Source organism: Devosia neptuniae (assembly GCF_025452235.1).
Taxonomy (GTDB): Bacteria; Pseudomonadota; Alphaproteobacteria; order Rhizobiales; family Devosiaceae; genus Devosia.
On record NZ_CP104965.1, the window covers coordinates 1240332 to 1252885 of the forward strand.

Here is a 12554-nt window from a genome sequence, read left to right on the forward strand (position 1 = left end):
GGGAAGGCCCTCCTCACCCGGCCCGACCTCCCCAAGGGAGAGGTGAAGGGTTAGATCTTGACCTTTTCGTAGTGCGAGGGATCGGCCTTGAACGAGGTGGGGTCGGCAAGGCTGGCGTCGCGGTCAAATTGGCCGTGTTTGCGGAAGCGGTACATGTAGGTGGGCAGGATAGTATCCATGGAGGTGGGCGCGATGCCGATGCCGGCCAGGGTGCGCTTTTCCTTGATGGCGGTTTCGGACACTACATTGTCGACGCCCAGCAGATCGACCCGGTCGGCGGTCAGCAGCGGGGGGAAGGGCAGGACGGCGAGCGGGGCGGCCAGCACCTTGGCAAAGCCGGGCGACAGCGTCAGCAGCGAATTCTTGCGGCCGGCTTCGCGCAGGATGCGCTGCAACAGGGCACGGTGGGTTTCCACAATCGGCCCCCCCAGTTCGTAAATCCGGCCGGTCTTGAGCTCGCCCTCGGCGGCCTTGGCAAAAGCCTGGGCGACATCGCCGACATAGACGGGCTGGAAGCGCGTGTCGCCTCCGATCAGCGGCAGGGCCGGGAAGAGCCGGGACAGGCCGCCCATGAGATTGAAGAAGCTGTCGTCGCGGCCAAACATGATGGAGGGCCGGAAAATGACGGCATTGGGGAAGGCCGCAAGCACGGCGGCTTCGCCCTCGAGCTTGGAGCTGGCATAGGCGCTGACCGCGGCGGCCTGGTCGGCGCCGAGCGCCGACATATGCACCAGGGCTTCGGCGCCTGCGGCCTTGGCGGCAGCGGCAATCAGCCCAGCCCCCTCGGTATGGACCGCCCGGAAGGTCTGGGCCCCGCGTTCATAGCCGATGCCCGTCAGATTGATGACGATATCGGCCTTGGCGACGGCGCGGACGATGGACGCCTGGTTCCGCACATTGGCCTGGATGGGCAGGATCTGGCCGACCATGCCCAGGGTCTTGAGGTGTCCGGCCAGGTCCGGCCGGCGCACGGCGACGCGGATGCGATGGCCCTTATCGGCCAGCAATTGCACGATCTGGGTTCCCACGAAGCCGGAACCGCCAAAGATGGTGACGAGTTTGGGTTCGATCCTGTCCATGCAAAAGCTCCGGCAAATGGCGCGAGGGGCGCGCGGCAAGTTGGCTCGGGTTCTAGCGCAGGCAAGGCGTGGCTGTCGAGGGCATCGAGCGCGGAACGGGCTTGACTCCGGGCCCGGTATGTTCTTGGTTTGTTCGAAACAGCTGAGGAGATTTTGTCATGAGCGAAGCCAGAATGTATCACGGGCAATGCCATTGCGGCGCCGTGCGGTTTACCGCCAATACCGCGCTTGACGGGCTGATGGATTGCAATTGCTCGCGTTGCCGGCGGCTGGGCTGGATTTTGCAGCCGGTGCCGGCGGACGAATTCGTCTTGCTGAGCGGGGCGGACAAGCTGGTCCCCTATCACTTCAATACCGATAGAATCGATCATCTGTTCTGCAGCCAGTGCGGCATCGAATCGTTTGCGCGCGGAGAAGATGGGAGTGGCAAAGCCACGGTCATGATCAATGTGAACTGCCTCGACGATGCCCCGGCAGTGGACCGCAACACGATCAGGCACTGGGACGGCGCGAACTTTTGAGGGTAGCTGCGAAAGCCCGTTGACAAGCGTCGGCTTGCACCCTAGTTACACCGCCACTTGCCCAGATGGCGGAATTGGTAGACGCGCACGGTTCAGGTCCGTGTACCGCAAGGTGTGGAAGTTCGAGTCTTCTTCTGGGCACCAAGTTTAAGCGCCGGTCACGACGGAAGTCGTGGCCGGCGCTTCGCTTTTCCGGGAGCCGCCTTTCCAATGCCCTCTTGCTGTGCCAAGAGGAACGGAACGCGCAATTTTCGAGACGTCCCATGGCCATAAGACTGCATCGCGGCGATCTGCTTGACCTTTCCCGCTATGGCAGGGAAGTCGCCATCGACACCGAAACCATGGGCCTTGATCCCCATCGTGACCGGCTCTGCGTGATCCAGCTGTCGCCCGGCGATGGCAGCGCCGATGTGGTGCAAATCCCCCAGGGCAGCAATGAGGCGCCCAATCTGGTCAAGCTGCTGGGCGACCCTGCCGTCACCAAGATTTTCCACTATGCGCGCTTTGACGTAGCCGTGCTCAAGAACCGCTTTGGCGTGGTGACCGGGCCGATCTATTGCACCAAGATCGCGTCCAAGCTGGTGCGGACCTATACCGACCGGCATGGGTTGAAGGATCTGGTGCGTGAACTGCTCAATGTGGACCTGTCCAAGCAGCAGCAGAGCTCGGACTGGGGCGCGGACAAGCTGAGCGACGCGCAGCTCGATTATGCGGCCTCCGACGTGCTCTATCTGCATGATCTGAAGCGGCATCTCGATCGCATGCTGCAGCGCGAAAACCGCACCGAGCTGGCCCGGCAATGCTTTGATTTCCTCAAGACGCGGTGCGAGCTTGATCTATTGGGCTGGGACGAAACCGATATTTTCGCCCATAGCTGAGAGCCAAGGGGTTGCGATGACAATCCATATCGACGCACCGGAACGGCTGGCTACCTATCGGCGCCTGGTGCGGCGCAACCGGATCGTGTCGATCCTGCGCATCGGCGTGCCGGCTTTGGGGGCGCTGACCCTGGTGCTGCTGGCCGGGCAGATCTATCTGTCCAGCATCGGCGCCCGCTTCGGCGTCGGCCAGATCTCGGTGACGCGCGACGGGGTTTCGGTGGATGCTCCCGAATATGCCGGGCTGCTCGAGGATGGCGCCGCCTATCGCGTCACGGCCAGCGCGGCGCGGGCGGCGATGAACGCCACCGACCGGATCGAATTGAGCGATGCCGTGCTCGAAGTGGACCGCACCAGCGGCGTGTCGATGCGCGCCAGCTCGGACGCGGCGCTGCTCGATACCACCAACCAAATAGTCTTTATCGATGGGGTGGCCCATTTCACCGACACGACCGGCACCACGGGCGTGTTCGAGCAATCGGAATTCGACTGGACCCGATCGGTGCTGACCGCCAAGGGCCCAGTGAGCATTAATTATTCCGACGGCAGCGATATCAAGGCCGCCGGCATGGTCTATGATGCCAAACAGCAGACCTGGACATTTACCAGGGCCATCGTCACCCTGCCTTCGACCCCTGGAGAAACCATCCCATGATGCCGCGCCTCCTGCTTGCCATGAGCTTGCTGTTGCTGGCCAGTCCGGCCTGGGCGCAGCAAAAGGTTGAGATCACCGCCGACAAGTTCACCATCGAGGAAACCAAGCGGGAAGCCGTGTTCGACGGCAATGTGGTGGTCAAGCACCCCACGGTGACCGTGTGGGCGCCCCATGTCGTGGCTATCTATGGCGAAGGCGGCACCAATGACATCAAGAGCTTCGAGGCCACCGGCGACGTCAAGCTGGAGACCAAGGACCAGACCGCGACCGGCCAGCGCGCCGTCTTCACCCCCTCCGATCAATTGCTGCGGCTGACCGGCAATGTGGTGGTGATCAATTCGGGCGGCACGGTCAATTCGAGCGAATTGGTGGTGAACCTTGAAACCAATGTGTCGACCTTTTCCAGCACTGGCGGCGGGCGGGTGACCGGGGTCTTCAACTCGCAATGAATGATGAAGCGGCAAAATCACGGGTCGACCAGACCGGCTGGCTCGTAGCGCATAGCCTGGCCAAGAGCTTTGGCAAGCGCAGCGTGGTGCGTGACGTATCGCTGGCGGTGCGACGCGGCGAGGCTGTGGGGCTGCTGGGGCCCAATGGCGCGGGCAAGACCACGGTTTTCACCATGATCATGGGGCTGGTAAAGCCCGATAGCGGTGATATCCGGCTCGATGGCAGGCCGATTACCCATTTACCGCTGTTCCAGCGCGGGCAATTGGGCATTGGCTATCTGCCGCAGGAGCCCTCGATTTTCCGCGGGCTCAGCGTCGCCGGCAATATCATGGCGGTGCTGGAAAACCACGTGAAGGGCAAGGCGGCGCGCCAGGCGCGGCTAGAATCCCTGCTCGAGGAATTTTCCATCCAGCACCTGGCCAAGGCCAATGCATTAGCCTTGTCGGGCGGGGAGCGCCGGCGCGTCGAAATCGCCCGGGCGCTGGCCGCTGATCCGGTTTTCATGCTGCTCGACGAACCCTTTGCGGGCGTCGACCCGATCGCGGTGGCCGAGGTCAAGGCGCTGGTCAAGCAATTGACCCGCCGCGGCATTGGCGTGCTGATCACCGACCATGCGGTGCGTGAAACGCTGGGCCTGGTCGACCGCGCCTATGTCATCCATGGCGGCAAGGTGATGATCCAGGGGCGGCCCGAAACCATCAGCGCCGACCCCGATGCGCGCCGGGTCTATCTGGGCGAGAATTTCGAGATCTAGCCGCGGCCCGGCACTTGGCACGGAACTTGCCCTATCGCTTGCCCCGTGCCGCGAAATGAGGCATGGTGCCGCCGGGAAGTGGCCAGAAACGGCCAGGATTTTTGCGTTTCAGGGACGGATGGATGGCACTTTCGCCGCGGCTCGAATTTCGGCAGGCTCAAAGCCTGACGCTGACGCCGCAATTGATGCAGTCGATCCGGCTGCTGCAATTGAGCCATCTGGAACTCAACGATTTCGTCGATGCCGAATTGCTGCGCAATCCCCTGCTCGAGCGCGAGGATGGGGCCGAGCCGGGCGACGCCGAACCCGCGGAAGTGCCCGAGCGCACCACCGAAATCAGCGCCTATGAAGATACCGTGGAGCGGGGCGAGCGCATCCAGGATGCCGGCTCGATTGCCGATGGCTATGACACGGCGGTCGAGAATGTGTTTCCCGACCAGGCGGCGCAGGACCAGTTGATTCCCACCAGCCGGCTCGACCGCAATGGGGCTAGCGAAGGTGGGGACGCGCCCGATATCGATCAATTCGTCGCCTCACGGCCCTTGCTCTCCGAGCATCTGGAGGCCCAGGCCAATCTGATCCTGCGCATGCCGGCGGACCGGATGATTGCGCGCCATCTGATCGATAACCTCAACGAGGCCGGATATCTGGCGGTCGAACTCGACAGCATTGCCGAATTGCTGGGGGCCGAACTGGCCGATGTGGAGGCGGTGCTGGGGGCCTTGCAGGGCTGTGACCCGGTGGGGGTATTTGCCCGTACCGTGCCGGAATGCCTTGCCATGCAATTGCGCGAGCGTGACCGGCTCGACCCGATGATGCAGGCGCTGCTCGACAATATCGGGCTTCTGGCCGAGCATAATGTGGCGGGGCTATTGCGTGCAGTGGGCTGCGATCGCGAGGACCTGGCCGACATGCTGGGCGAAATCCGCCGGCTCGATCCCAAGCCTGGGCTGGCCTTTGACAGCGGGCCGATCGAAGCGGTGGTGCCTGATGTGTTCGTGCGGCCGGGGCCGGATGGCGCCTGGCAGATCGAGCTCAATACCGAAGTGCTGCCGCGCGTGCTGGTCAATCGCGTCTATTATACCAGCGTCACCAAAAAGACCCGCGAGCCCAGCGAAAAGGCGTTCCTGTCCGATTGCCTCGCCACCGCCAATTGGCTGACCAAGAGTCTGGACCAACGGGCGCAGACGATTTTGAAAGTGGCGGCGGAAATCGTGCGGCAGCAGGATCAGTTCCTGGTGCATGGCATCGCCCATTTGCGGCCGATGACGCTCAAAATGGTGGCCGAAACCATCGACATGCATGAATCGACCGTCAGCCGGGTGACCTCGAACAAATATATCGCTACGCCACGCGGCCTGTTCGAGATGAAATATTTCTTCACCACCGCGATTGCCTCGAGCGTTGGCGGGGGGATCACTCGGCCGAGGCGGTGCGCCACCGCATCCGCCAATTGATCGAGGCCGAGGCGATCACCGACGTGCTCTCGGACGACACCATTGCCGAGCTGCTGCACAAGGAGCAGGGGATCGAGCTGGCCCGGCGCACTGTCGCCAAATACCGGGAGGGCATGAATATTCCCTCCTCGGTGATCCGCCGCCGGCAGAAGAAGAATCTGGAGCATGCCGGCTAAGTAGCCTTTGCGATTGCCCAATATGGGGCGGAGCCCCTATGGTTCCTGTGGGCAAAAGTGGGACGAATCGCGCGCCTGCTGCCACCGGATTTGAGTGTGCATGAGCAAGGCGGCGGAAACCAAGACGATCCACACCCGGTCTGGATCCCGCTCGATCATATTCTATCTGCTGGTGCTGGCCTTTGCCGGCGTCGTGCCGAGCTTTCTGTTCGCCGGCATCCTGATCCAGCGCAATCAGGCGGCGCAGGAAAGCACTGTCGAAACCCTGATCGTGGCGACGTCGCGCTCCATCGTGCAGGCCATGGAACGCGAAATCGCCGCCAATATCACCACCTTGCGCGTGCTGGCCGCCTCCCCTGCCCTGCGCGCCGGCGATTATCGCAGCTTTTACGATGCCAGTGTCGTGGCGCTGGCCGGCACCAATGCCAATCTATTCATCGTCAATCCCGATTTCAGCACCTTTGCCAGCACGCGCGAGCCATTCGACAGCCCGCCCAGAACCACCAATGACATACCCTCCAGCGAGCGCGCCTTTGCCGGCACCGAACCGGTGGTCACCGACCTGGTGTTTGGCGCGGTGTCGCGGCAATGGGTCTACAATATCCTCTTGCCGGTCGATCTGGGGCCGGAGGGCACCAAGCTCATCGCGCTCAACCAGCCTGCCAGCAATTTCGCCGGCGCGCTGTCGGCCAATAGCCTGCCCCAGGGCTGGAACACGGCCCTGCTCGACAATGAGGGCCGGATCATCGCCGCCACGCCCGGGGTGGGCGAAGCGGGCGAGGATTTTACCCCGTTCAACGCCATGGCGCAGGCCTTCTCGCTGGGCTGGCAGCATCTGGATACCAATCAGGGCGCCGCTTTGGGCGTGATCCAGCGCTCGGTCACCACCGGCTGGCGGCTGGTGGCCTGGGCGCCGGTGTCGAGCATTTCCCAGCCCTTGCTCATTGCCGTGCTGATGCTGATCGCCGGCGGCATCGTGCTGCTGGGGCTGATCCTGGCAGCCCTGTTCTGGGGCAGCAAGCGCATCGGCAGCTCGGTGCGGGGTCTGGCACGGGATGCACGGCGGCTGGGCGCGGGCGAGCCGGTGGTGGCCAAGCCCTATCCGGTCTCGGAAATTGCCGAAGTGTCCGAGGCGCTGGAACAGGCTTCCGAGGTCCGCCAGGCGGCCGAGCGCGAGGTGCGGTTCCTGCTGCGCGAACTGGCGCATCGCTCCAAGAACCAGATGACCGTGATTGCCGCGATGGCCAAGCAGACCGCCCGCGGCGCCACTGACCTGCCCAGCTATGTGCAAGCCTTCGAGCGGCGCATTCTGGGATTGGCCCGCTCCACCGACCTGTTGCTCACCCATGGCACGGCCGGCGTGCTGCTGGGTGAATTGATCGAACACCATATCGAGCCGTTCCGCCCGGTTACGGCCGGAAGGGTGCAGATTGCCGGCCCCGCCGTGCGGCTCAATGGCCAGGCGGCGCAGACCCTGGGCATGGCGGTGCATGAACTGGCCACCAATGCGGTCAAATACGGCGCCTTTCTCGATGACGAAGGGCATTTGTCGGTGACCTGGCAAAGGGACGGCGAACGGCTCGAGCTAGTCTGGCGGGAAACCCTTGTCAGGACGCTGGAGGCGAGCGAGCGCAGCGGCTTTGGCACCACGGTGCTCAAATCCATGGTCGGGCGGGCGCTGAATGCCGAGGTCGAGCGGATCTATCACGCCGATGGGCTGGAGTGGCGCTTCGCAATTCCGCTCGCGGGCATCGATCCGGCGCTGGCCCCTGCCCCCGCCGACGAGCCTGATTCGGAATAAATTCTGGCGTTATCCCCCGCTTTGCCCTATATGCAGCCCCAAGTTCGGCGCCTTTGCGGGCACCGGGCGTCAATGGCCCTGCCTGGACGACATCCCGGCCGGGGCGACCCAATCCTCCTTTGAAAGGATATTTCCGATGTCGATTACGCCCGAGCGCAAGACTGCTCTGATCCAGGAATACGCAACCAAGCCGAACGATACGGGCTCGCCCGAAGTGCAGGTTGCCATCCTCTCCGAGCGCATTGCCAACCTCACCGAGCACTTCAAGGATCACGGCAAGGACAACCATTCCCGCCGCGGCCTGCTCAAGCTCGTTTCGACCCGTCGCAGCCTGCTTGACTATGTCAAGAAGATTGACGACGCCCGTTACAAGACCTTGATCGAAAAGCTCGGCCTGCGCCGCTAAGCGCAGCTTTGAACTTGCGAATGCGGGAGCCAGTTCCGCATTCGCCTTGCCGCCATTCCGACCCGTTTACCGGGAGAGCGGAATGGGGCGCCAGCGTAGACCGGCAAGTGCCGGAGCATGGCAGGATTATTGGCCGCTTCCCCGGGGAGCTGCTTGTTGTCTTGCCCATGTTTCGTCCTAGCCAGCCGTAACAGTGCCTGATTTTGAGCCTTTTGCGCACATGGGGTGCGTTGGAGGTGCGGGCACACCGGATGAGTTCGCGGGGTTTAGCTACGCGCCCCGCGTTCCCGCTCAGCCGGCAGAATGGAAAGACGATACAATGACGACCATCAATTTCGACCACCATAAAGTCGAGCTCAACTGGGGCGGCCAGCCCCTGACGCTCGAAACCGGCAAGATTGCCCGCCAGGCCGATGGCGCCGTGCTCGCCACCCTGGGTGAAACCGTGCTGCTGGCGACCGTTGTCAGCGCCAAGTCACCCAAGCCGGGCATCGACTTCTTCCCGCTGACTGTCAACTACCAGGAAAAATATTTTGCCGCCGGCAAGATCCCCGGTGGTTACTTCAAGCGCGAAGGCCGCCCGACCGAAGCCGAAACGCTGACCAGCCGCCTGATCGACCGTCCGATCCGCCCCCTGTTCCCCGATGGCTACAAGAACGAGACCCAGGTCATCGTGACCGTGCTCCAGCATGACATGGAGAACAATCCGGACGTGCTGGCCATGGTCGCAGCCTCGGCTGCCCTGACCATTTCGGGCGTTCCCTTCATGGGCCCGATCGGCGCTGCCCGCGTTGGTTATGTCGATGGCGAATATGTCCTCAACCTGCCCGTCGACCGCCGCGCCGACAGCAAGCTCGACCTGGTCATGGCCGGCACTGCCGACGCCGTGCTGATGGTTGAATCCGAAGCCAAGGAACTCAGCGAAGAAGTCATGCTGGGCGCCGTGATGTTCGGCCATGCCGAGAGCCGCAAGGTGATCGACGCCATCATCAAGCTGGCTGAACTCGCCGCCAAGGATGCCCGCGATTTCGAGCCGGAAGATCATTCCGCCATCGAAACCGAAATGCTGGGCGTCGTCGAAGCCGACCTGCGTGCAGCCTACAAGCTGACCAAGAAGGAAGAGCGCTACGCTGCCGTCGACGCCGTCAAGGCCGTTGCCAAGGCACACTTTGCCGCTCGCGTCGAAGCCGGTGAACTCTCGGCCGAAGACGTTGGCGCGGTGTTCAAGCACCTGCAGGCCAAGGTCGTGCGCTGGAACGTGCTCGACACCGGCCTGCGTATCGATGGCCGTGATCTTTCGACCGTCCGCCCGATCGTTTCCGAAGTCGGCGTCCTGCCCCGCACCCATGGTTCGGCGCTGTTCACCCGCGGGGAAACCCAGGCGCTGGTCGTGGCGACCCTCGGCACCGGCGAAGACGAGCAATATATCGACTCGCTCGAAGGCACCCAGAAGCAGAACTTCCTGCTGCACTACAACTTCCCTCCCTATTCGGTGGGTGAAGCTGGCCGCATGGGTTCGCCCGGCCGTCGCGAAATCGGCCATGGCAAGCTGGCCTGGCGCGCGATCAACCCGATCCGTCCCTCGGTGGAAGAATTCCCCTATACGATCCGTATCGTGTCCGAGATCACCGAATCCAATGGTTCGTCCTCGATGGCAACCGTCTGCGGCACTTCGCTCGCACTGATGGATGCCGGCGTGCCGCTGGCGCGCCCCGTCGCCGGTATCGCCATGGGCCTGATCCTCGAAGGCGAAAAGTTCGCCGTGCTGAGCGATATCCTGGGTGACGAAGATCACCTGGGCGACATGGACTTCAAGGTGGCGGGTACCGATCAGGGTATCACGAGCCTGCAGATGGACATCAAGATCGCCGGCATTACCGAGCAGATCATGCAGATCGCGCTGGGTCAGGCCAAGGACGGCCGTATCCACATCCTGGGCGAAATGGCCAAAGCCATCACCGCGTCCCGTTCGGAAGTGGGCGAGTTCGCTCCGCGCATCGAGACCATCAAGATCCCGACCGAAAAGATCCGTGAAGTGATCGGCACCGGCGGCAAGGTGATCCGCGAGATCGTCGAAAAGACCGGCGCCAAGATCAATATCGACGACGATGGCACGATCAAGATTGCCTCCAGCGACGGCGCGCAGATCGATGCAGCCATCAAGTGGATCAAGTCGATCACCGACGAAGCCGAAGTGGGCGCCATCTATCAGGGCACAGTCGTCAAGACCGCCGATTTCGGCGCTTTCGTCAACTTCTTCGGCGCCAAGGATGGCCTGGTGCATATCTCCCAGCTGGCCGACCAGCGCGTTGCCAAGACCACCGACGTGGTCAAGGAAGGCGACAAGGTCTGGGTCAAGCTGCTCGGCTTTGACGAGCGCGGCAAGGTCCGCCTCTCCATGAAGGTTGTCGATCAGGCAACCGGCAAGGAAATCAAGTCCGAAGAAGCCGCCGCCGAATAATCCGGCTGGCTACACCATTGACGGAAGGCCCGGGTTTTCCGGGCCTTTTCGTTTTTGTGGTAACTTTGCAACAAGCATAAGTGCTTCACTTTCCTGCGAGGAACCGATGGCCTTGCATCCCGTTCGGCAAGTGATGCTTTCCTGCACTATGCAAGTCCGCTTTGGCTGCATAGGTCATTGCTAACTCAACCTAATTGCGTCGTCCCATAGGATTCGCTGTGCTCAATCGCCGTTTGTTCATGATCGGTATGCCCCTCGCTCTGGCCGCCTGCACCACCTCGCGTGCGCCGGTGGTCGAAGAACCCCGTATCGATCCCTATTACCAGGCCATGTATGGCGCCGTGTATAACGAGCCCTTCCCCATCGCCGCCATGGATCTGCGCCGTGTCGACCCGCAATGGTGGCGCCAGGAAGTGCCCTACACCACCTCCGAGCCGGTCGGCACCATCGTTGTCGATACCCCGGCCCGCTTCCTCTATCTGGTGCTCGAAGGCGGCCGTGCGCTGCGCTACGGCATCGGCGTGGGCAAGACCGAGGCCCTGGTGTTCCGCGGCACCGCCACGATCGGCCGCAAGGCCCAGTGGCCACGCTGGACACCCACCCAGTCCATGATCAAGCGCGAACCCGACCGCTATGGCCCCTATGCCGGCGGCATGGAAGGCGGCCCGACCAACCCGCTGGGTCCGCGCGCGCTTTATCTCTACAAGAACGGCCAGGACACGCTGTTCCGCCTGCATGGCACGACCGAGCCCTACACCATCGGCACCAATGTTTCCTCGGGCTGTATCCGCCTGATGAACCAGGACATTCTGGACCTCTATGCCCGCGTGCCCACCGGCACCCGCGTCGTGGTGATCAACTAGAACGCCAGCCCTCGGGCCATTATCGCGACAGCGGGGATCCTTGTTTCGGAATCCGTAGTCACCGAAAAAAAGATTGCCGCTGCCGCGACAATGGCCCGGAAATTTCAGAAAGACCCAGCTTGCAAGAGCTGGGTCTTTTGGTTTTTGGGCTTTGATTTGTAAGGGAAGGCTTGGACCTTCGGGCTAATGCGCGGGTTTTCCGAGCCACTAGGGCTGAGTTCACACCGCTCCGCACCGTCATTGCCCGGCTCGTCCGCGCAATCCATGCCACAGCGCGCGCGGCGCGATGGATTACCCGGGCGAGCCGGGTAATGACGATGGAACGGAAATTGGTGACGGCACAGGCGCCCCTGTTGGTGCGTGCGTCCTCACTTGGGTCTGCGGCCCGCCAACGCAGCGCCAGGTCCACGGCGGACCGTCGCAAAGGCGCGAACCCCTACGGCGTTACTCCTAAAGGATGCTCAACGCCCCGCCTTCAAGCGCTATGGCCATTGGCAGGGTCAGCGAGCGCCAGAAGGGTAGCGGCGCAATACCGGTGGTGCGGGCGAGATAGAGCGTCAGCGCGGTGCCGTGGGTGACCAGCGCGATCGTGCCGCGGCTTTGCTTCGTGCTGCGTTCCACGGCGGCCGAGAAGCGCGAGAAGACTTGGTCGGCCGTCTCCTCGCCGAAGGTCAGTTCATCGGGTTGCGCAAAGAAGCGGGCGATGCCGGCCTCGAATTCGGGGCGCGGTAGATAGCCGGTGTTGGCGCGCTCATGCTCGCGCAGGTCGCGGTCCAGTTCGAGCGGCAATTGCAGGGTGGAGGCGATCGCCTCGGCGGTTTGGCGGGCCTTTGGCTCGTCGCTGGAGATGACGGCGTCTACTCCATGACCAACCAGCCGTTCGGCAAGCGCCTTGGCCGCCGCGTGGCCCTCGGCACTGAGCACCCAATCACGGGCCGGCACCGTCGGATCGATCTGCGGCGTGCTGTGCCGGATGAGGATCAGCTTGGTCATGGGTGCCATTCTAAATGACAAAGGGCGCGGTTTGCACCGCGCCCTTTGCAAAATCCTGCC

At 62.8% G+C, this 12554-nt stretch carries 11 protein-coding genes, 1 tRNA gene and 1 pseudogene; 11 read left to right on the forward strand and 2 right to left on the reverse strand.

Annotated elements, in window-relative coordinates:
• Window positions 1–50: 50 nt before the first annotated feature.
• Window positions 51–1079 (reverse strand): complex I NDUFA9 subunit family protein, encoded by a 1029-nt coding sequence (locus N8A98_RS08765; protein ID WP_262170704.1) that lies wholly within the window; start codon window positions 1077–1079, stop codon window positions 51–53.
• A 158-nt stretch (window positions 1080–1237) separates the two neighbouring features.
• Here N8A98_RS08765 and N8A98_RS08770 point away from each other — a divergent pair, with 158 nt between their 5' ends.
• The 11 genes and pseudogenes from N8A98_RS08770 (at window position 1238) to N8A98_RS08820 (ending at window position 11501) form a co-directional block, all read left to right on the forward strand.
• Window positions 1238–1600 carry a GFA family protein gene (locus N8A98_RS08770; RefSeq protein WP_262170705.1) on the forward strand — a complete coding sequence of 121 codons (363 nt, stop codon included), beginning with the start codon at window positions 1238–1240 and terminating at the stop codon, window positions 1598–1600.
• A 59-nt stretch (window positions 1601–1659) separates the two neighbouring features.
• Window positions 1660–1744, forward strand: a tRNA-Leu gene (locus N8A98_RS08775).
• 119 nt (window positions 1745–1863) lie between these two features.
• Window positions 1864–2478 carry a ribonuclease D gene (locus N8A98_RS08780; protein ID WP_262170707.1) on the forward strand — a complete coding sequence of 205 codons (615 nt, stop codon included), beginning with the start codon at window positions 1864–1866 and terminating at the stop codon, window positions 2476–2478.
• A 16-nt stretch (window positions 2479–2494) separates the two neighbouring features.
• A complete protein-coding gene (locus tag N8A98_RS08785; protein ID WP_262170708.1) occupies window positions 2495–3133 on the forward strand; it encodes a hypothetical protein in 639 nt (212 codons plus the stop codon).
• Window positions 3130–3582: an LptA/OstA family protein gene (locus tag N8A98_RS08790; RefSeq protein WP_113123552.1), complete on the forward strand. Its 453-nt coding sequence runs from the start codon at window positions 3130–3132 to the stop codon at window positions 3580–3582. Before N8A98_RS08785 ends, N8A98_RS08790 begins: the two co-directional genes overlap by 4 nt.
• Entirely contained in the window at window positions 3579–4337 is a 759-nt protein-coding gene (gene lptB / locus N8A98_RS08795) for an LPS export ABC transporter ATP-binding protein (protein ID WP_113123551.1), read from the forward strand. Before N8A98_RS08790 ends, lptB begins: the two co-directional genes overlap by 4 nt.
• A 122-nt stretch (window positions 4338–4459) precedes the next feature.
• A pseudogene (gene rpoN / locus N8A98_RS08800) lies at window positions 4460–5970 on the forward strand (RNA polymerase factor sigma-54).
• Between the two features lie 100 nt (window positions 5971–6070).
• Window positions 6071–7771, forward strand: a complete 1701-nt coding sequence (locus N8A98_RS08805) for a sensor histidine kinase (RefSeq protein WP_162740453.1) — start codon at window positions 6071–6073, stop codon at window positions 7769–7771.
• A 136-nt stretch (window positions 7772–7907) separates the two neighbouring features.
• Window positions 7908–8177 carry a 30S ribosomal protein S15 gene (gene rpsO / locus N8A98_RS08810; protein ID WP_035099306.1) on the forward strand — a complete coding sequence of 90 codons (270 nt, stop codon included), beginning with the start codon at window positions 7908–7910 and terminating at the stop codon, window positions 8175–8177.
• Window positions 8178–8496: 319 nt separating this feature from the next.
• On the forward strand, window positions 8497–10638 hold the full coding sequence (gene pnp, locus N8A98_RS08815) for a polyribonucleotide nucleotidyltransferase (RefSeq protein WP_262170715.1): 2142 nt from the start codon (window positions 8497–8499) through the stop codon (window positions 10636–10638).
• Between the two features lie 239 nt (window positions 10639–10877).
• The gene (locus N8A98_RS08820; RefSeq protein ID WP_390888818.1) at window positions 10878–11501 is read left to right on the forward strand and encodes a L,D-transpeptidase; all 624 of its coding nucleotides are present in this window, start codon (window positions 10878–10880) and stop codon (window positions 11499–11501) included.
• A gap of 450 nt (window positions 11502–11951) precedes the next feature.
• Here N8A98_RS08820 and N8A98_RS08825 read toward each other — a convergent pair whose 3' ends face one another.
• Window positions 11952–12494 carry a histidine phosphatase family protein gene (locus N8A98_RS08825; protein ID WP_262170717.1) on the reverse strand — a complete coding sequence of 181 codons (543 nt, stop codon included), beginning with the start codon at window positions 12492–12494 and terminating at the stop codon, window positions 11952–11954.
• Between the last annotated feature and the right edge of the window lie 60 nt (window positions 12495–12554).